Genomic DNA, 18867 nt, shown 5'->3' with positions numbered 1-18867 from the left:
TACCTCCAGTATTTTTAGCGAATCGCTTTCTTTATGTTACGCAAGTAACGAGCCCGGATGAAGAAGAAATAGGCTACTTGCGCCAGCAGGAAGCTGGTTAGTATCATCACCGTCTGCCAAGCGACGGAGAAGTTAAATAAGCTTTGCATCGCCTTGAATGCGAACAAACTATGCACGATCGCCAACGCGATCGGTACGAAGAACAGCAGGCCAACCTGACGAGTGACTACCTTGGCCAGTTCACGTTCCGTGAGGCCCAGCTTCGCCAATGCCCCGTACTGGCGCCGGTCATAGGCCAAGTCGCTGTACAGCCGGAAATAGAGAAAGCTTCCCGCCGCGATAAAAAAGACGGTACCCACCAGCAAAGCGAAAAACAGCAATGCCCGGTACGTTGTCCGCTGCACCTCATACAAAGTACCGCTAACGGTCATGGCGTAGGGTTGGTCCATCTCATAGCTCATTCTCCCGTTATCGGTCAGCTCCGCTGCCAAACCGAGGGTAAGCTTTGGATCCTCTACATAAAATCCGGTGAATCGATCCATATAGACCCGGTCGATCTCCTTCGCCGATGCCGTCATTAATCGTTCCAGGAAGGAATCGCTGACGACGAGGCCGGAGAACGAACCCTCCCGATCGTCGCCAGCGGTTAGCGTCAGGTTCTCGGGGATAGCCACATGCTGAGTAACGCCAATCTCACGGACGGACAGCTCCGGCGCCCCCCTAAAGGTATAAGTTACCGGCCTCCGATGTACGAGCAGCGGTTTCTCCCGCTCCGAGCCGAGCAGCAGCAGCGCCTCACCGTCCTCAGGCGCAATCTCGGTAACCTCGATTCCTGCCGCCGTCAGAAGCCGCTTGTAGTCCGTGAACGAGATCAGCGGCAAGCGTTCCAGTGCCGAGAAAGGCCTGGAAGAGGCCACCTCCACAAGGGAAATCGGCACGCTCACCGTGCGATGTGCGATTCCATGCGAGGCGAGCTCGGCGCGAATCGCGCGCAAATGAACGTCCGCGGTTGCACCGTCCCCTTTGGCCACATAAGCAATCTCCACCGGATAGTCTAGATCAAATTCGCCTGCCAGACGATTCACCGACGCAAAAGCCCCTACCGCGCAGAACGTGACCGTCGAGATGATCGTCACGAGGAAAAACATCCGCGCATTCTCTTTCATCCGGGAAGCGAGATTCGATACGGTGACCAAATTGGTTTTTTTCCAATAATAAGTCAAATGCCGCTTGGCCCGTTGAATCAGAAAAACACTGAGCTGTGTGTAGAAGAAATAGGTGCCCCCTATCGTCATCGCCGTGACTGGCAGCATACGAAGCAACACGTTCGAAGCCGTGGCCGTGGCCGCCAACAAGTAGCTTGCACTCAGCAGGACCGCCGCCAACAGCGATAAAACCAAGGAAGCCTGCGGCGGCCGGGCGGGTTTCATCTCGGCCTGAAACAGCTCGATCAGTCGGTGTGAACCCAGCAGAAGCGACGTGCAAAGCGAAATCAACAGAAACAGCAGCGAGAACGCCCCCACCGTCAGCAGCAGACCTTGCCAAGGCACATGAAACGCAAGCTGCGGTACACCCAGCAGATTGGAGCCTGCCATCAGAAACAGCTTCGCCAGCAATAGCCCTCCACCGATGCCGCAAACCAGTGATCCCACGCCGATCAGCACATTTTCCAGGAAAACCAGCTTACGCAGTTGTTGTTCGGTCATCCCGTGCAGCAGCAATATCCCAAACTCGCGTTTTCGCGAGCGCAGAAAGGAGCCTACTGAGTAAATCACAAAGAAGAAAGCAAACACATACATGATCGTTTCGGCCGCCCACAGCACCAGCACCGCCGAACGATACACGACCTCAGCCTGCAGGCCGGGATGAAACAAAAATAGCGCGCAAACGAAAAAAATCATGACCGAAAACGAGCTGCTGAGAAAATAGGCGGCATAGGTTCGTTTGTTCCGCAGGACGTTGTTAGAGGCGAATTGACGAAAGGTCATGGCTGTCCCCTCCCAGCAGCGACATCATGTCGATGATTTTCTGGAAAAAGGTCTGTCGGTTGTCCCCGCGATAGATTTCGTTATACAACTTGCCGTCCTTGATAAAAATCACCCGATGGCAAAAGCTGGCGGCGAGCGCATCGTGGGTCACCATCATGATCGTCGCCTGATGGGACTCATTCATTGCTGCGAACGCCTCCATCACGTCCCGGGACGCTTTGGAATCCAGATTCCCCGTCGGCTCATCGGCTAAGATGAGCGAAGGTTCGTGGATCATCGCGCGAGCGATCGCGGTCCGCTGCATTTGTCCGCCCGACAACTCATAAGCATACTTGGACAAGACTCCCTCGATCCCAAGCCGCCGCGCCATTTCCAGCGCCCGGGCTTTCATCACCGGGACCGAAACACCGTCGAGCGTTAACGGGAGTACGATATTTTCCTCCGCCGTCAGCGTATCCAGCAGGTTGAAATGTTGAAAAATGAACCCCAATTCCCGCCGCCGGAACAACGCCGTCTGTTCCAGGGTCATTCGATGCGGATCCTGCCCGCTCAGGGTAACCGCCCCCGAAGTCGGCTCGTCGATCGTGGCGATGACGTTAAGCAGCGTTGTTTTACCGCTACCCGACGGTCCCATAATACCGACGAACTCCCCTTCAGCGATCGTGAAGCTTACCCCATCCAAGGCTTTGGTGGCGATTTTCCCTTCATAGATCTTCGTTAATGCCTTCACTTCCAATATCGCCATGCCGTCCGTGTCGCCCCTTCTATTCAGTCCGTCTACGTCCCGGCATGCTGCCTGAACACTTTTGATTATAGTAAAGCCGCCAGCTTGCGCTCCATGGCTCAATCTTACAGTTACCTTACTCCGTTGTAAGCTTTAGCGCCCCGGTTGAAATACGATCCGTGCGGTCGCACCTCCCCCTTCTTGTGAATCCAATTCAATCCGGTGTCCCAACTTCGCGCAGATTTCCTTCGCCAAATACAACCCCATGCCGGTAGATTCCTGAAAGTTGCGACCGTTATCCCCGGTAAAATAAGCGTCGAACACCCGGGGGAGATCGCTGGCGGGAATGCCGACGCCTTCATCCTCTATTTCCAGCACAGTCTCCCGACCTCGTGTGAAGCCGCGGAAACGAAGATTGGCCCGTTCCTTCACGGTATACTTCACGGCATTGGTGATCAACTGAGTTAATACAAAGGACAGCCACTTCTCATCCGTGGCAATCGCCAGCCCTTCCGGTATCTCGATCACCGGATACACTTTGCGCCGAATGAATAACCGTTTTTGCGACGAACTCACCGAACGTACCAGGTTTTCCAAATCCAGCGACTCGACCACGAAGTCATGCTCGAACGTATCTAAACGAGCCGCATACAACACCATTTCCAGCCCCTTGCGCAGCCGTTCCAGTTCGTCGCCGATCGCCACGGATCGAGGATCGTCTTCATGCTGCACCATCAGATGAATCACGGACAAAGGCGTCTTCATTTGATGTACCCATTGATTCATGAAATGGCGATGACCGTCGATCTTGCTCTGCTGCTCGCCAATTTCCTGCAAATAAAGGCGGTACTGCGCTTTCAACAGCCGCTGCAGGGAGTCGGCCAACGGCGAGCCTGGTTTAACGTCGGCAAAAGCGCGCAGCGAATCCGGGATTTCCTCTAATCGGCGGTAAAATGACCGATTCGTCCAATAGCGGATCAGCAGAAACACCGCCAAAATGCAGGTGCTGAGCAATGCGGCATAGATACTGATCGCCGCGTGACGGTAACCATCCAGCCAATACACCAGAGTGTTCAATGCCAGCTGCAGCAAATAAGCGAAAATGAACGGCAGTTGATCTTTCCAGAACAAACGCATAGGCTCACTCCCCCCAATGCGGGACGAGCCGATAACCCTGGCCTCGGACGGTTTGCAGCGCATCGTCGATCCCGAGGGCGGACAACTTTTTCCGAACACGAGTTACATAGACGTTCAGGGTGTTGTCGTCTACAAAGACCTGATCGTCCCAAATTTTCTCCAGCAACCGATCCCGGCTGACCACTTGCTCGATTTTGCCCAATAATTCATCCAGAATTTTAACCTCGGTTAAGCTCAATTCGATCCGTTCATCCCGAAGGCTAAGGGACAGCCGATCCCGATCCAAACGCAGCCCTGCGACCGTAACCGTGCGGTCGTCCCCGCTCCCGGCATAGGTCCCGTAGGCTCGGCGAAGCTGACTTTTGATTTTGGCAATCACGATATCGTAATCGAACGGTTTGGTGATATAGTCGTCCGCCCCGTTTTCCAGCGCCATCACCTGGTCCATTTTCCCTTCGCGCGCCGACAAGAATACGATTGGACAGGTCGACAAGTTGCGGATCTGGCGGCACCAATAATATCCGTCGTATTTAGGCAGGTTCACGTCCAGCAGTACGAGATGTGGAGCGTATCGCTCAAACTCGGCTTTGACCTCGCCAAAATCGGCGACCGCCAGTGTATCGTAACCAAACCGGTGCAAGTATTGTTCCAGCAGCTCAACGAGCAGCTTGTCGTCTTCGACGATAAAGATTTTAAACATGTCCGTTTCTCCTTTTCACCCGTCCTACTCCTAGCATTGTAACAAACTCTGACCGTGGAAATAAAATAGAGAGGCTTCAGCCGCGAAGCTGATACCCCTCTAGTCATCTAGTAAATATTAAATATCCCCGTCGCTCCAGAACACATCCCGCCGCTTCGGCCGGGCGAGCAGCTTAATGCCCCCGCCGATCAGCAGCACGGCCACAATCGTCGGCCGAAGGTATTTCTCAATCCGAAGGTGCAAGCGCAGATCGGGGAAGTTCGCATCCAGCACCGGAACGATCAATTCCATCCCGACGAAATACACCCCTAACACAATAAGCACGATACCCAGCCAGTGCTGGTATTCGCCGCGAGTTTGAATCAGCGGATGATCCTCCATCGGTAGGATCCCGTAACGGCTCGTCTGCTGCAGACCGTCAAAGAAGCAATAAAACCAGATGATCGGGATGACGAACAGAAACACGGAAAGCCGCAGCACGTCGATCACATAGAAGCTGCCCAGGAACAAAGCCATCATTTGCAGGCCCCGCTTTTGGAGGCCCAGATACATTTGACCCGCCCCGGGAAAGGCAGACAGGAGCGTCGCCAGTACTTTGCTGCGCCGACCTTCGATTCTACCGGCCTCCCAATCGTCAAACGGGGTCCGATCCACCAGCGGTTCCCCCGCCAACTTCCGGTGTACGAGCTGCACCGCATCAAACATACTGTACAGCCAAATGATCGGCAGCAAACCGAGGAACAGCAAAAATACCGATTCATGCGTAATGCCTGTGACGAAGAACATCATCGTGATCAAGCCAAAAAAGGCGATCAAAAAGGATAATCCCCGCTGCATCAAGCCCAGTTGAAAATGGCCCAAGCCAGGAACGAACGACAGCAGGATCGTAAAGAATTTTTCCGATTCTCTCCCTTCGCCGGACATCTGCCGGACATGCTCCCGGTAAGCCCGTTCCTCCGGCGATTCGCGAAGCATCGTAATGAGCAGGTCGAACATCGAAATCAACCATAAGATAATGGCTGCAATCAAGGTCACCATCGCGAGCTCCCCGCTATCCGCGGCCATCGCAACAACAATGCCAAACAGAAGACCGCCAAAGAACAGAATCGGGTAGGTAATCCCCCTCCCTTTTTTGCCCCAGTACAGATGCCCCACTCCGGGGATGAAATTCAACAGTAAAGCGAGCAGTCGGTTGCGCTCAAACGGCATATCCATCTTCCTTTCCTCCAACTTTTTCTATCAAAATGACCCCTTATCGTTTCCAACTATCCAGCCAACCGGCCGTCGCCTCCATCATTCGTTCGCTCAAGGACGACGCATTCGCCTGATTCATCAAATGATCGGTCTCCGCGGCAATCAAATCGAATAATCCGCTACCCAACAGCAATGCCGTTAAGGTTGCCGCGATCGCATAATGCAGCAGCGGATGCCTGGTCCAAGACTTACGGCTGCCGCCGCGCTCCTTGCTCAGCTTCGCTTGCGGAAGTATCTCCATGATCGCCAGCATATAGGCGGCTTCATCCTCCAAACCAGGAAGCTCGCTTTCCAAAGAGGATAGTGCTGCGGTATAAGCGGCAAAGGCTGCCTCATCCCCTTGCAGCAGCGCATCTAATCGCGCCTCTGTGATGGAATCCAGGCTGCCGCGGATATAGCTCCGCCATAGCTCCAGTTCATCTTGCGGTTGATGACTCATCCCCATTCCTCCCTTGACCAATGCTCGCGAATATAGGCTCTTGCCCGGTACAACCTCGATTCGACCGTTTTCACCGCCACACTAAGCTCTGCGGCAATTTGCTCATGACTTTTGCCCTCCAGGTAAAATTCGGTAACGATCTGACGATGTCCCGCTGGAAGCCCGGCGATACGTCGGCGTACTTCCGTACTCCGTTCCGCATCGATTAGCCCAAACAAATGGTCCTCTTCCGAATCGGATAGCTGCAAGTCCAAATCTACGGGATCCCATTGCTCTTCCTTGCGCCGATCCCGCTTCCGCTTGATGTCGATCGACTTATTGACGGCGATCCGGGTAATCCAGGTCTTTAGCCCTTGGGAGCGATACTCCGGGAGAGATTTAAAGATTTGCAGAAAGGTTTCTTGTGCGGCGTCCTCTGCTTCCTTGGCGTCATGCAGCACCGAATGGGCTACCCGGTACACATAGGTCCCATATTCCCGGACTAACCAAGGAAAGACGCTGCGGTCTCCCCGCTGAAATCTTTGAATAAACGTCGTTTCATCAATGACTCTCCCCTCCTCCCAAGATATAGACGTTGGTTGTCCGTCCAACCCCTGCACTATTTCTTAAAACGTTTGAATCGACAAAAGTTCTACAATCTCTCGAAAAATCATTATATGTCACCTAACATAACATCAAATTTGAATATTTAATGGTTTTGAAACTGCTCCCATTTTCGACGATAAAGTTGCATTCCTTTGATTCCACTGGATTTAAGCGCTTTATCAAGTCATTAATGCGTTTGTCAATATACATGACATCAAACTATAATTTCACTCAAGTTAACGAATTTCACGTTAAGTTAGATTACATATCGTTAACTAAAATAACATCTTGGAGGTTGATGGAATGAAGAAGTGGACATCTCGAAGTTTGAAAGCCTTATTGGTCACCGGCCTCGCCGTGACCGCGCTGCTCCCCAATCTATATCTCTCTCCGGCTTCCGCAGCCGAAACCGTTACGGGTACCGTGAACTCGACTGAAGCCGTAAAGAAGTTGCCGAAAGTGCAGGTTATCGCTACCGGCGGTACCCTGGCTGGGCAATCCACGGATGAAACGAGTTTCCAAACTTATCGGGCCGGTTCACTGCCGATCGCTGATCTCGTGGCTTCCCTCCCGAATAAAGATCAAATCGCCGAGGTCTCCACGGTTCAATTCGGCAACTCCGGTTCCAGCGCCTATACGATCGAGCAATTATATGATCTTTCCTTGAAGGTAGATGAAGCGCTCAAAACCCAGGATGGGGTCGTGGTGACCACCGGCACGGATACCATGGAGGAAATCGCGTATTTCCTCGATCTGACCGTACGCAGTCCGAAACCGGTTGTCATTACAGGTTCGATGCGGCCTTGGACGGTCATCGGAACGGACGCTCCAGCTAACCTGTATAACGCGATTAAACTGGCGGCCAGTGGGAAAACGAAATATTTCGGTACCGTGCTGATGTTAAATGATGAATTCCATGCCGCACGCGAAGTCACCAAAACCAACTCTTACCGGACCGATACGTTTATCACTCCAGAAATCGGCGCTTTGGGTTATATCGACGAAAAAACGATCCGCGTATACCGCGCCCCATTCCGCGCTTTGAAATCGGCCGCGACCTGGGCTACCCCGTTCGACTTGAACAAAATCACCAAAAAGGATTTGGTTAAGGTCGAAATCGCCTATTCCTATCAAGAAGCCGGCGCAGGAGCGATCAGCGGATTCGTCGCAAATGGAGCCAAAGGGATCGTTACTGCCGGCACTGGAGCGGGCGGTATTTCCAAAGCGATGAGTGAAGAGCGCAAAGCCGCAATCGAGAAAGGCGTCGTGTTCGTCACGACCACTCGGACCGGCTCGGGCAGCAACTACTCCAGCGGCGACGGAATTATCGCCGGCGACAACCTAAATGCGGCGCATGCCCGAATTCTCTTGCTGCTGTGCTTGTCCTTCTCTAAAGACTTCGATACGGTTCAAAATTGGTTCACTACGGTTGGCTACGGCCAAATCGAGCTTCCAGCCAAATAAGGAGCATGACTCCACATGCAAAGCAGCGCGTTCATAGCGAACGCGCTGCTTTGTGGTTTGTCCGATTGACGTGCCTAGCGGGAATCGGTAAGATTTGGGGGGAGGTGTTATCCAACGATGACGTTACTGCTTACTTTAGGCGGGATCATGATGTTCCTCGCTGTCGCTCTTGGCGCCTTCGGCGCGCATGCGCTCAAGAACCGTTTGACCGAAGACCGGCAAAAAACCTATCAAACCGGGGTTCAGTACCATATCGCCCACGGATTAGGGTTGATTCTACTGGGTCTAGCCGCAACGCAGCTAACGAGCGAAGGGCTAGTTGTACTCGCTGGCTGGTTCCTGTTTGCCGGGATCGTTCTGTTCTCCGGTAGTCTGTATGCATTGAGCTTAACAGGAATCCGAAAGCTTGGGGCGATTACACCGCTTGGCGGCGTTTGCTTTCTGACGGGATGGGTGCTCTTCGTCATCACAGCGGTTCAAGGCTAATAATCGACCAAGAATTAGCGAAGGATTCAACGAGAGGGAGAGGAAGAAACTCTATGGCGGAGAAAAGGTTGATTCTCTTTTTAGATAGCGGCGATACGCTCGTTGACGAAGCGACGGAAGTCCGCGATGACGAAGGGATCGTGTTAAAGGCGGATCTGATCCCCGGTGCGGAGGACATGCTTCGGCAACTGGTTAAACGGGGCTTCACCGTTGCACTGGTCGCTGACGGAAACGCTCAATCGTTCAAAAATGTATACCGTCAGCACGGACTCTACGATATTTTTGCGACCATGATCTATTCAGAAACGATCAAAGCGGAAAAACCCAGCCCCCGAATGTTCAAAGCGGCGATCGGTGCGTTGGATTTAAGCGAAGCCGATATCCCGCGGATTGCCATGGTTGGCAATAACCTGGGCCGGGATATTAAAGGAGCAAATGCTTTGGGGATCACGAGCGTGTTCCTGAAATGGACTTCGCGTTATCCGCATACGCCAGCCAGCCCCGAAGAAGAGCCCGACTACATCATCAGCGAACCGCTGGAGCTGCTGGAGCTGGCGGAAACGTTGAATGCCCGGTTATCTGCGGTAAAGAACTAGGCAACTAGTTCCGAACCCATTTCATGACGTGCCAAATGTAAAAAATACCTGCAAAAGTGCAGTTATTTCGGTCGATTTTTATGATTTCGGCGAAATAGATGCAAAAATGCAGGTATTTTTCTTAATACTCGCGATAATTGCGCTTTCTCTCCTAAATAACTGCATTTTTGCAGGTATTCATGAGAATTTAGCCGTTCCTGGGAAAATACCTGCACTTTTGCAGGAATTTGCCGGGATCGCTTCGTTGCGCAGGAAGGGCTCGCCTTTACCGCAAATTTTTCTTACGATGGAATGAATCGAGGCACGTTCGATCATGGATCACGGAATAATTGCTTCCGCGGACGGATTCGCGTACCCCGACAGCGCTCTCTACTCAAACGCGTTCAACCTCACCCGCAAAAAATGATAGATTTCTTCCGCGATGTTCGCCTGGCAGCAGGACTCTAGCCCCTCAAAACCAGGAGAGGAGTTTGCTTCACAAATTTTAAAATGCTCCCCGTCGAATAGCAGGTCGATACCGGCAATATCTAAGTTTAACAATCGGGCGGCCTCCAGTGCGAGCCATTCGATCTCCGGAGTCATTTCGTACGGCTCCACGTAGCCGCCACGCGAATAGTTCGCTTTAAAGCTGTCATTACCGGAGCTCCGCTTCATCGCTGCAATGGCGCGGCCGCCGATGGTCAGTACCCGTAAATCCACGCCACGACTGGAGGCTACGAATTCCTGCAGGATCATGGTGGCATTCTCCTTATAGGCGTTGATCATCTCCAGCATATCGATGAAATTCGAACGATTTTCCGCTAAGAAGACCCCACTGCCCTGAGAACCGGAGATCGTTTTGACGACAACCGGAAACCCCAGATGCTTGTCCACCAGTTCGACATCCACTTTGGAACGAATCAGCATCGTTTTGGGGACAGGCAGATTGTATTGAGCCAAAATCTGCAGCGTGAATAACTTGTCCTTGACCGTGTCGATACTTTGCGCCGTATTCAGAGTAAGTACGCCCAACCGCTCTAAATGGCGAATCAGGGCTAATCCGAAGTAATTCGTCCCCGCACCCATGCGCGGAAGCACAAAATCGGGGAGCGGAAGCACTTCGCCGCCGACCATCACGCTCTTTCGATCATCGCGTGTGACGATCAGCTCAAACTGCTCGGGGGCGAATACCCTCACATCGATCCCCTGCTTATTCGCTTCTTCCATCAACCGTTTGATTTCGTAGGTTTCCGGCTTTACATCGGTTGCGGAGTTCTTATAAATAATCCAACCTTGCATCGGTATCGTCCTCCCAGGAGAAGATCAAAGTGACTCTTCCCACAGTGTACGAAACCATTTTGATTCGAGTATGATTTCAAATCGAGATTACTGTAAAATTCGCGCGCACAACAAAAAGAGAGCGCCCCATGAAAGCAAGCACTCTCTTCGTTCGATCAATTAACGCATTCCTCCGCGGAACCGCTGCGCATAGGCTTTGACGTCCTCCGCCGTACGTACGCGATTGCGGCTCCATTCCAGCAAAATACGGTCGATATACCGGAAATGTACTTTACCGGCGAATACCGCTTCCTTCAGCGCCAGTAGAATCAGCTCTTCCGGGTACCGGTCCTGGTCCACCCAACCGGATATTGTCTCGCATTCCATCGGTGAAAGCGGACGGGCGAATTCCTTCTCAAAAATCACGAACAGGTTCCGTTCCTGTTCTTCCCGCGCTTCCGGAGCCGCGTCAGCCGTTTTGCGGCTGGCGGCAGCCGGTTGCTGTGCCGCCAGCCACCTCCCCAACCGGTCATACATACCGCTCAAATTATATTGTTCTGAACGGATACCGGTTGTTTCGTCGACTGCTTCGTCGATACTGATCCAGCCTTCCTTCAATAAACCGCGAATGACCGGGGCCAGCATTCCGGGCGCCGTGTCCATCCGCGATTCCAGCTGCCCCAACGATGGGAAATCGTTACGCTCGACTTGTTTGAAGGCAAGCAGCTGGATCAGAAGCATCGCTTCCGTATCGCTTAAACGGAGCTTACGGTAGTGGGCCAACAGTGCGAAAGGCACGTTCACCGTCCCTGTCTCCATTCCGAAAGCCATTCCCTTCGCCCAAGCATTGTTGCCCTCATTCATGGCCATAAATTAAAGCTCACCTTTCAGCGCCAATTAAGGATATAACCGGTACAGGGTCCGTGGGAACGGAATCGTCTCGCGAACGTGATCTAGACCGCAAATCCAGGCGACCGTTCGTTCCAATCCAAGGCCAAAACCGGAATGCGGCACCGAGCCGTATTTGCGGAGGTCCAGGTACCATTGGTACGTTTCCTCCGACAGGTTATGCTCCTTGAAACGTTCTTCCATCAAAGCCGGGTCGTCGATCCGCTGCGAACCGCCGATAATTTCTCCGTAGCCTTCCGGCGCAATCATATCGGCGCACAGGACGACTTCAGGACGGTTCGGATCCGGCTTCATGTAAAACGCCTTGATCCCCGCTGGATAATTCGTAATGAATACCGGCTTCTCGTAACGTTCCGCAATCGCCGTTTCGTGCGGCGCCCCGAAATCCTCGCCCCAAGGAATATCAAACCCTTGCGTATGCAGATATTCGATCGCTTCATCGTAACTGATGCGCGGGAACGGGGCTTGTATCCCTTCTAGCTTGGATACATCGCGGCCCACCGCTTCAAGCTCGGTCCGGCAGTTCTTCAACACCGATTGCACCACATGCGCGATGAAGTTCTCCTGTACCTTGAGGCTCTCCTCATGATCGGTAAACGCCATTTCCGGCTCGATCATCCAGAACTCGATCAGATGGCGACGTGTCTTGGATTTCTCAGCGCGGAACGTTGGACCGAAGGAATAAACCTTGCCCAAGGCCATCGCGGCCGCTTCCATGTAAAGCTGCCCGCTTTGCGTCAGATAAGCGTCTTCCTCGAAATATTTCGTATGGAACAGGTTCGTGGTCCCTTCCGCAGATGTTGGCGTCAAGATCGGCGGATCAACCAAGGTAAACCCGTTTTGGTCGAAGAAATCCTGAATGGCCCGAATAATTTCGGCCCGGATGACCATAATGGCCCGCTGCTTCGAGGAACGAAGCCACAGATGACGATGGTCCATCAGGAAATCGACACCGTGTTCTTTTGGCGTAATCGGATAGTTTTCGGTCAAATGAAGGATTTCGACTTCGGTTACCGTCATCTCATAACCGGATTGGCTTCGCGGTTCTTCGCGAATCACGCCCGTAACGTACATGGACGATTCCTGAGTTAAGCTCTTGGCGTTGTTCCAAGTCTCCTCGGACACTTCGCTCTTGACGACTACCGCTTGAATATAGCCGGTCCCGTCGCGAAGCTGCAAAAATTGAATTTTGCCGCTGGAACGTTTATTGTTGAGCCAGCTGCCGATGACTACGGTTTCCCCGACATGCTCATTCACTTGACGAATCACAGTTTTGACCGCCATGCCTTTATCTCTCCTCTAACGATAACGATATTAATAACACAAAGGTTTAAATTCGCCGTGCTTTACTTCGATTCCTGCACGATGTGCAGCGTATCGCGGGCAATCATCAGTTCTTCATTCGTAGGGATGACCAGAACTTCGACCTTGGAATTCGGAGTCGAAATCCGACGCGGTTCCCCGGAACGGATTTTGTTCAGCTCTTTGTCCAGCTCGACGCCCAAGTAGCTCAAGTTCTCACACGTTTTCTCGCGGACGATTGCCGAGTTTTCGCCAACACCTGCCGTAAAGACGATCACGTCCACGCCGTTCATTGCTGCAGCATACGATCCAATATATTTCCGCAGACGGTATTCGTACATCTCGAAGGCCAGTGTCTCATTCGGTTTACCCGCTTCCCACCCGTCGGTAATATCCCGCATGTCACTGCTGCTGCCGGAGATGGCAAGCAGACCGCTGTGCTTGTTCAACATCGAGTTCACTTCACTGATGGACAGCTCTTCCTTATTCATGACGAAGGTGACAACCGTCGGATCGAGGTCGCCGCTGCGCGTCCCCATCATCAAGCCTTCCAAAGGCGTCAGACCCATCGAAGTATCCACCGATACACCGCCTTTGACCGCGGTCAAGCTTGCGCCATTACCGATATGGCAAGTGATGATCTTCAGATCTTCGATCGGACGGTTCAAATATTCCGCTGCCACTCGGCTGACATATTGATGTGAGGTACCGTGTGCGCCATAACGACGGACGCGGTGTTTCTTGTACAGAACTCTCGGAATCGGGTATAAATACACTTTCTCATCCATGGTTTGATGGAAAGCCGTATCAAAGGCCACCACGTTCGGAACGCCCGGCATATTGGCTTCGGAAGCATTAATCCCCATGATTGCCGGAGGGTTATGGAGCGGCGCCAAGTCGAACAGGCGGCGGATTTCGGCTTTGACTTCCGGTGTGACAAGGGCGGAGCCTTTAAACGCCTCGCCACCGTGCACGACGCGGTGACCCACCGCTTGAATCTCGTTAACCGACGCTAGAACGCCATGTTCCTTGTCCGTTAATTTCTCAAGCACTTTGCGAATCGCCGTCGTATGCTCCAGAATTTCGCTGACTTCCGTCACTTCCTCTTTGCCAGTCGGCTTATGTGTCAAAATCGAGGAATCCATACCGATCCGCTCAACCAAACCTTTAGCCAAAACCGATTCATCGGTCATATCATAAAGCTGGTATTTTAGGGAGGAGCTTCCCGCATTAATAACTAACAGTTTCACAGCCGGTCACCGTCCTTATCGTATTTAAAGAAACCTTCGCCCGTTTTTACGCCCAAACTGCCGGCGCGTACCATTTTCTTGAGCACGAAGGAAGGACGGTATTTCAATTCGCCGAATTCGCGGAACATGCGTTCCAATGCGGCCAGTACTGAATCCAGGCCAAAGCGATCGGCCATTTCCAGCGGCCCGTATTGGAACTGGTAGCCCATGCGCATCGCCTCGTCGATCTCTTCTGCAGATGCGACACCTTCACCTAGTACATGCAGCGCTTCATTGATCATAACGCAAATAATCCGGGAAGTAACAAAGCCCGGGGATTCGTAAACCATGATGCCGCGTTTCTCCACGACCTCTTCCACGAAGCGTTTCGTTTCTTCAAACGTGGCATCCGATGTTTTCAGACCGCGGATAATTTCAACCAGATTGATTTTGGCAACAGGATAAATAAAGTGCATGCCGATGACGCGCTCCGGATATTTCGTTCCGCCGGCGATCTCGGTTAAACTGAGCGTTGATGTGTTGCTCGCCAAAATGATGTTGCTTGGACAAACTTGATCCAGCTGTGTGAATACCTCTTTTTTGGCATTCAAATCCTCCGAAATGGTCTCGATCACCATATCGCAGGTTCCGAGTTCGGCAAAATGCGTAACTTTATGGATACGGGATAAGATCAGTTTCTTCTCCGCTTTCGTGATTGCCCATTTCTCGAGCTGTTTATCCAGACTCGTTTCGATCATGCTGTAGGCATGCTCCAATTTATCGGCTGTCTCCTCCACGAGCAGCACGTCAAGTCCTTTAGCCGCTAGCATTTCGCTTACGCCCTGACCCATTGTGCCGCCGCCGATGACACCAATTCGTTTGTAGTTCATGGTCCTCTCGCTCCATCCTTTCATTATCTGTACATAATATGGTTCCCCAGATGTCGAATCATACATCTTCTAACATCCAACATATAATAATATCTTAGCACGAAGAAAAAGTAAAAAAAAATAACCGGCATCATGAATTATGCCGGTAAATCGACGCTGTCACGAAATTGACAACGGAATTGCTCGCCGGAAAGGCGCTCTTCCTTGAATAAGAGATCAAGCGATTTGTCGAAGACTGCAGAATGTTGCTGCAGCATTTCTTTTGTTTTTGCTGCAAGATCGTCCAAAATTCGTGTATTTTCGTTCATCAACACCTCGGTGGTCACCATGTCCATGTTGACGATTCCTAACGATGTCAGGCCAGACGTCATCATCGTGTGCACGATCTTCAAAGCCTGCTCGAAGTCATTGCTCGACCCCGTACTGCGGCCACCGTAATAGATTTCCTCCGCGGCCGCCCCAGCCAAGGCAATCATAATTTGGCCTTCCAAATACGATTTCGTATACAAATACTTCTCATCCTGCGGGTTATGGCGAACATATCCAAGCGCTCTCCCGCGCGGACTTAACGCGACTTGACTAACGCTGCCCGGCGCAACAACCTCAGCGGCAATAGCATGGCCCAGCTCATGAATCGCGACGCGACGTTTCTCTTCCTCGGCGGCCTGTCGGTCTGTCTTCTCCCCCATCAGCACTTTATCGATAGCCATCGATAAATGACCTTGGGTAATTTGATCGACCTCATCACGCATCGCGTAAATCGCCGCTTCATTCATCACGCTTTCCAGCTGTGCGCCGGAGAAGCCATACGATTCCTCCGCGATTTTGTCCAAGTTGACGCCCTCTTGCAGCGGTTTGTTGGCCGCGTGCAGTTCGAGGATATGACGGCGGCCCTTCTTATCCGGCAGATCGACTTGAATATGCCGGTCAAACCGCCCTGGACGAAGCAAAGCGCTGTCCAGCATTTCCTTACGGTTCGTCGCGGCAATCAGTAGAATCCGCGGCGTATCGGAGGAATAAATGCCATCCATTTCCGTCAACAGCTGGTTTAACGTTTGGTCGTACTCGCGTTGCTGCCCGCCTTCTCTTTTTCCTCCGATCACTTCGATTTCGTCAATGAAAATAACTGCATTTTCCTTGTTTTCCTTCGCCGCGCGGGTTCTCGCTTCCTTAAACAAATCACGAATCCGACTCGCCCCAACGCCGACATACATTTCAACGAATTCACTGCCCGAAGCCGCGACAAACACGGCATTAGTGTAATGTGCCGCTGCTTTCGCGAGCAAAGTTTTCCCGGTTCCCGGAGGTCCCGTCAGCAAAATCCCTTTGATCGGGCGAATGCCGAACTTGCTGATTTCATCTTGTCGCACCATAAAATCCAGCGCTTCCCGAAGCTCCTGCTTTGCACTTTCCTGTCCGCCGATCTGCTCGAAGGTTAGCTTTGCCAGGCCGCGCTTTTTGTGCTTCCGTCCCCCGGCTGCTCCGATCGTAATCCCGCCGCTACGCATTTTGATCGCCGTAAACAACGCGCCAAACAGCACCATAGCTACGACAAGCGGAACAACATTAACACCGGTCACTGCCAAGAATACGATAAGGACCGGAATAAATCCGATGGCTGCTTCGATCATCCATTTACGCATTCGGCCATGCCCCCATTCGTTCCGGTGTACGCGGCAAAATAACAAATTTACTGTATTGACCGTCCGTCAAAGTAATATAGACGTTTTTCTCGTCCATTTCCGCTGTAGCCGTCAGTTTGTCGTTTTCCTGTTCCATTTGCTTTAGAGCCGCGGTAATTTGCGTATATTGCTTGTTTTCCATCGCTTGCGCGACGGTGAACAACGCGTTCTCCCACAACAGGTCCAATGTCGGCGAAGAATGATCCTCCACGTCTAGCTTCAACGTACGGTTGCCGATTTGGTCCTTCCCGTTCTGTTCAATCTGCCGAACTAGCGCGCCAAGATCGGTCCCCGGCTTTAAACTCAGCTTCAGCGCCAACTCATCAGGTTTGATATCCATTTCGACTTGATTTACACCATCCACACTTTTTACGATATTCTCCAGCGGACGTTCAATCGCCCATTGCCGATACAGGAACCATCCACCAAACAACACAAGGACGGAAATAGCGATGCTTGCAGCAATTGGTCCAATACGCAGTTTCACGTGATGTCCCCCTTATCTATAATAATCATCTCTGTAGTATATCAACCCGTCTATCAAAACTACAAATATGAGTATATCACATCGTATATCAAATATCGAAGGAAAGTGTGAAGATATTTAAAATTTGAAGCTAGCAGTTCTACCCCGAAATGCTACAAATTCTCAAGCATCACTGGCAAGCGGTTGATATTTTCCGCCAGCCACTTCATCTCCCTGGCGAAGCGCGCGGGAGGCGCGCTATGTGGATCCATCTGCCCATGAATCCACCAGACACATTCCATGTACCACAGCATTTGCAGGGATGTCGTTAAGTACCCCGTCTCAAATGGGGCTTCTACCTCCTGTCGATACCCTTCCATAAATGCAGTAGCCAGAGTCAGGTCCAAGTGATCGCTAAACGCACATGACATCACAGCTCGAGCAACATCGAGCCGGGGATAATCATAATTGAAGCGATCGAAATCCAAGACCGCAGCCACAGAACTCTCGTTAAACAGCAAATTGTCCATCCAAAGATCCCGATGCGCCCACCCCGATGCAATCTGTTCAAATCGTCCCAGGTCAACGTTTTCCGTTGCAATGCGTTGCGTTTCAATCTCACTCGACAATAAGAGGTTGCCGCTGCGAAGAGCTTGCTCCTGAAGCGTAATCCAATGCTCCAATCGCTCCTCGCGAGCGGGAGGGCAAAACAAGGCGGATTCCTTCCGTCCCAACGTCCCGTCATTCAAAAACCGATGCATTTGGCCTGTGACCCGTCCTAAATCATAGACTTGATGGATGTTGGCTTGTCCCGGCGGAACCAGTAGTCCCTGACAATACCCCATTACAATGAACTTTTCACCACTGTCCGACTCAAGCATCCTATTCCCGTTCGAGGTAAGAAGCGAAGGGCACGGAAAACCAAGTTCACTTAATCGCATTTGTTGCGATAAGGCCAATTGCAACGTTTCGGGCCGATAGGACTTAAACCGCTCCCTATTATATTGCTTAAGCACAAATTCACCGAAATCCGTGGTAATTTTCCATTTATAATTTAACCAACCTCTTTTAATAGGAATAGCCTGCCGGATTGGACTAGAAAAATGATGGTTAAACGCTTGTTTCAAGTCTTCCCACACCTTATTCTCTTGCCCTGCAGGATCGAGCAACTCCATGCCTTTCCCTCCTTACAAAAAAACGGTCTCGCCATTCAGGCTTTTCGCCTAAACCTCGAAACCGTTTATTAGGAATATTTCTATTTACGACGACCCGTCAGCGATTCGGCAGGGTGAACACTTCCGGTAGCGGTTCGCCCGTTGTAAAACTGAAGAACCGATAATAGTGGTGGTCCTTCTGTTTGTAGAACAGCTGCCAGACCAGTTGGTTATTGTAAATGCCCGGCAGCAGACGGACAACCTGGATACCCGGCAACGTCTGTTTGATGATGGCTCGAACCTGATTCTCGGACTTCCCTTCCGATAGCAATCGCACCTCAGGGTCCTGTCCTTCTCGGAGCCAAACCATCATTTTACGTCCGGATTCGTCTTCCCCCTGCACGACCCAGGTGACTTCATCCCATACCGACTTCCACACCTCGTCTCCCTGGACCAGGTCCGTCTCCTGCTTCGCCTGTTGAACGGCCTCTCTTTCGGCTCTCCACGTATCCTCATGAATGTATAGATAAAACCGGTGGAGACCAAGGAGCACGATCAACAGGATCACGATGGACAGCAGAATCCATTGGGTTCGCTTCCTCAAC

General features: G+C 51.8%; 19 protein-coding genes. 3 read left to right on the top strand and 16 right to left on the bottom strand.

Going from position 1 to position 18867, the window contains the following annotated elements:
• Positions 1–14 precede the first annotated feature (14 nt).
• The 7 genes from KJS42_RS11095 to KJS42_RS11065 form a co-directional block, all read right to left on the bottom strand.
• Positions 15–1988: an ABC transporter permease gene (locus KJS42_RS11095; protein WP_213622855.1), complete on the bottom strand. Its 1974-nt coding sequence runs from the start codon at positions 1986–1988 to the stop codon at positions 15–17.
• A complete protein-coding gene (locus KJS42_RS11090; RefSeq protein WP_213622854.1) occupies positions 1963–2733 on the bottom strand; it encodes an ABC transporter ATP-binding protein in 771 nt (256 codons plus the stop codon). The genes KJS42_RS11095 and KJS42_RS11090 overlap by 26 nt, the downstream gene beginning before the upstream one ends.
• Positions 2734–2865: 132 nt before the next feature.
• Positions 2866–3849 carry a sensor histidine kinase gene (locus tag KJS42_RS11085; RefSeq protein WP_213622853.1) on the bottom strand — a complete coding sequence of 328 codons (984 nt, stop codon included), beginning with the start codon at positions 3847–3849 and terminating at the stop codon, positions 2866–2868.
• 4 nt (positions 3850–3853) lie between these two features.
• Positions 3854–4549: a response regulator transcription factor gene (locus KJS42_RS11080; protein ID WP_193416023.1), complete on the bottom strand. Its 696-nt coding sequence runs from the start codon at positions 4547–4549 to the stop codon at positions 3854–3856.
• Between the two features lie 117 nt (positions 4550–4666).
• Entirely contained in the window at positions 4667–5758 is a 1092-nt protein-coding gene (locus KJS42_RS11075) for a hypothetical protein (protein ID WP_155605561.1), read from the bottom strand.
• Between the two features lie 43 nt (positions 5759–5801).
• Positions 5802–6242, bottom strand: a complete 441-nt coding sequence (locus KJS42_RS11070) for a hypothetical protein (protein WP_155605300.1) — start codon at positions 6240–6242, stop codon at positions 5802–5804.
• Complete coding sequence (locus KJS42_RS11065; RefSeq protein WP_193416021.1) at positions 6239–6841, bottom strand: RNA polymerase sigma factor; 603 nt, start codon at positions 6839–6841, stop codon at positions 6239–6241. The genes KJS42_RS11070 and KJS42_RS11065 overlap by 4 nt, the downstream gene beginning before the upstream one ends.
• A gap of 289 nt (positions 6842–7130) precedes the next feature.
• Here KJS42_RS11065 and KJS42_RS11060 point away from each other — a divergent pair, with 289 nt between their 5' ends.
• From KJS42_RS11060 to KJS42_RS11050, 3 genes are all read left to right on the top strand, one after another.
• Complete coding sequence (locus KJS42_RS11060) at positions 7131–8291, top strand: asparaginase (RefSeq protein WP_193416020.1); 1161 nt, start codon at positions 7131–7133, stop codon at positions 8289–8291.
• 117 nt (positions 8292–8408) lie between these two features.
• Complete coding sequence (locus KJS42_RS11055; RefSeq protein ID WP_213622852.1) at positions 8409–8777, top strand: DUF423 domain-containing protein; 369 nt, start codon at positions 8409–8411, stop codon at positions 8775–8777.
• 53 nt (positions 8778–8830) lie between these two features.
• Entirely contained in the window at positions 8831–9373 is a 543-nt protein-coding gene (locus tag KJS42_RS11050; protein ID WP_213622851.1) for an HAD family hydrolase, read from the top strand.
• Between the two features lie 369 nt (positions 9374–9742).
• Here KJS42_RS11050 and KJS42_RS11045 read toward each other — a convergent pair whose 3' ends face one another.
• From KJS42_RS11045 to KJS42_RS11005, 9 genes are all read right to left on the bottom strand, one after another.
• Positions 9743–10651 (bottom strand): ATP-grasp domain-containing protein, encoded by a 909-nt coding sequence (locus KJS42_RS11045; RefSeq protein ID WP_213622850.1) that lies wholly within the window; start codon positions 10649–10651, stop codon positions 9743–9745.
• Positions 10652–10810: 159 nt separating this feature from the next.
• Positions 10811–11500 carry a DnaD domain-containing protein gene (locus tag KJS42_RS11040; RefSeq protein ID WP_193416016.1) on the bottom strand — a complete coding sequence of 230 codons (690 nt, stop codon included), beginning with the start codon at positions 11498–11500 and terminating at the stop codon, positions 10811–10813.
• A 27-nt stretch (positions 11501–11527) separates the two neighbouring features.
• Positions 11528–12823 carry an asparagine--tRNA ligase gene (asnS, locus tag KJS42_RS11035; protein ID WP_193416015.1) on the bottom strand — a complete coding sequence of 432 codons (1296 nt, stop codon included), beginning with the start codon at positions 12821–12823 and terminating at the stop codon, positions 11528–11530.
• 62 nt (positions 12824–12885) lie between these two features.
• Positions 12886–14091 carry an acetate/propionate family kinase gene (locus KJS42_RS11030; RefSeq protein ID WP_193416014.1) on the bottom strand — a complete coding sequence of 402 codons (1206 nt, stop codon included), beginning with the start codon at positions 14089–14091 and terminating at the stop codon, positions 12886–12888.
• A complete protein-coding gene (locus KJS42_RS11025) occupies positions 14088–14960 on the bottom strand; it encodes a 3-hydroxyacyl-CoA dehydrogenase family protein (RefSeq protein ID WP_193416013.1) in 873 nt (290 codons plus the stop codon). Before KJS42_RS11025 ends, KJS42_RS11030 begins: the two co-directional genes overlap by 4 nt.
• Before the next feature lie 137 nt (positions 14961–15097).
• Positions 15098–16603 (bottom strand): AAA family ATPase, encoded by a 1506-nt coding sequence (locus KJS42_RS11020; RefSeq protein WP_213622849.1) that lies wholly within the window; start codon positions 16601–16603, stop codon positions 15098–15100.
• Positions 16596–17129, bottom strand: coding sequence for a hypothetical protein (locus tag KJS42_RS11015; RefSeq protein ID WP_193416011.1), 534 nt, complete (start codon positions 17127–17129; stop codon positions 16596–16598). Before KJS42_RS11015 ends, KJS42_RS11020 begins: the two co-directional genes overlap by 8 nt.
• A gap of 152 nt (positions 17130–17281) precedes the next feature.
• The gene (locus KJS42_RS11010) at positions 17282–18283 is read right to left on the bottom strand and encodes a phosphotransferase (RefSeq protein ID WP_213622848.1); all 1002 of its coding nucleotides are present in this window, start codon (positions 18281–18283) and stop codon (positions 17282–17284) included.
• A 97-nt stretch (positions 18284–18380) separates the two neighbouring features.
• Entirely contained in the window at positions 18381–18866 is a 486-nt protein-coding gene (locus tag KJS42_RS11005; protein ID WP_155605317.1) for a cell wall elongation regulator TseB-like domain-containing protein, read from the bottom strand.
• Position 18867: the final 1 nt, after the last annotated feature.

Origin of the sequence: Paenibacillus sp. J53TS2, from assembly GCF_018403305.1 — a bacterium.
In the GTDB taxonomy this organism is placed as follows: domain Bacteria; phylum Bacillota; class Bacilli; order Paenibacillales; family Paenibacillaceae; genus Fontibacillus; species Fontibacillus rhizolycopersici.
Note: the sequence above shows the minus strand (reverse complement) of the source record. Positions and strands in the feature narration are given on the sequence as shown.

Bases quoted from the DNA above. Each gene is read 5' to 3' on its own strand.
- KJS42_RS11060 (WP_193416020.1), top strand. From the start codon at position 7,131: ATGAAGAAGTGGACATCTCGAAGTTTGAAAGCCTTATTGGTCACCGGC.
- KJS42_RS11020 (WP_213622849.1), bottom strand. From the start codon at position 16,603: ATGCGTAAATGGATGATCGAAGCAGCCATCGGATTTATTCCGGTCCTT.
- KJS42_RS11050 (WP_213622851.1), top strand. From the start codon at position 8,831: ATGGCGGAGAAAAGGTTGATTCTCTTTTTAGATAGCGGCGATACGCTC.
- KJS42_RS11010 (WP_213622848.1), bottom strand. From the start codon at position 18,283: ATGGAGTTGCTCGATCCTGCAGGGCAAGAGAATAAGGTGTGGGAAGAC.
- KJS42_RS11075 (WP_155605561.1), bottom strand. From the start codon at position 5,758: ATGCCGTTTGAGCGCAACCGACTGCTCGCTTTACTGTTGAATTTCATC.
- KJS42_RS11085 (WP_213622853.1), bottom strand. From the start codon at position 3,849: ATGCGTTTGTTCTGGAAAGATCAACTGCCGTTCATTTTCGCTTATTTG.
- KJS42_RS11045 (WP_213622850.1), bottom strand. From the start codon at position 10,651: ATGCAAGGTTGGATTATTTATAAGAACTCCGCAACCGATGTAAAGCCG.
- KJS42_RS11040 (WP_193416016.1), bottom strand. From the start codon at position 11,500: ATGGCCATGAATGAGGGCAACAATGCTTGGGCGAAGGGAATGGCTTTC.
- KJS42_RS11070 (WP_155605300.1), bottom strand. From the start codon at position 6,242: ATGAGTCATCAACCGCAAGATGAACTGGAGCTATGGCGGAGCTATATC.
- KJS42_RS11080 (WP_193416023.1), bottom strand. From the start codon at position 4,549: ATGTTTAAAATCTTTATCGTCGAAGACGACAAGCTGCTCGTTGAGCTG.
- KJS42_RS11090 (WP_213622854.1), bottom strand. From the start codon at position 2,733: ATGGCGATATTGGAAGTGAAGGCATTAACGAAGATCTATGAAGGGAAA.
- KJS42_RS11095 (WP_213622855.1), bottom strand. From the start codon at position 1,988: ATGACCTTTCGTCAATTCGCCTCTAACAACGTCCTGCGGAACAAACGA.
- KJS42_RS11025 (WP_193416013.1), bottom strand. From the start codon at position 14,960: ATGAACTACAAACGAATTGGTGTCATCGGCGGCGGCACAATGGGTCAG.
- KJS42_RS11055 (WP_213622852.1), top strand. From the start codon at position 8,409: ATGACGTTACTGCTTACTTTAGGCGGGATCATGATGTTCCTCGCTGTC.
- asnS (WP_193416015.1), bottom strand. From the start codon at position 12,823: ATGGCGGTCAAAACTGTGATTCGTCAAGTGAATGAGCATGTCGGGGAA.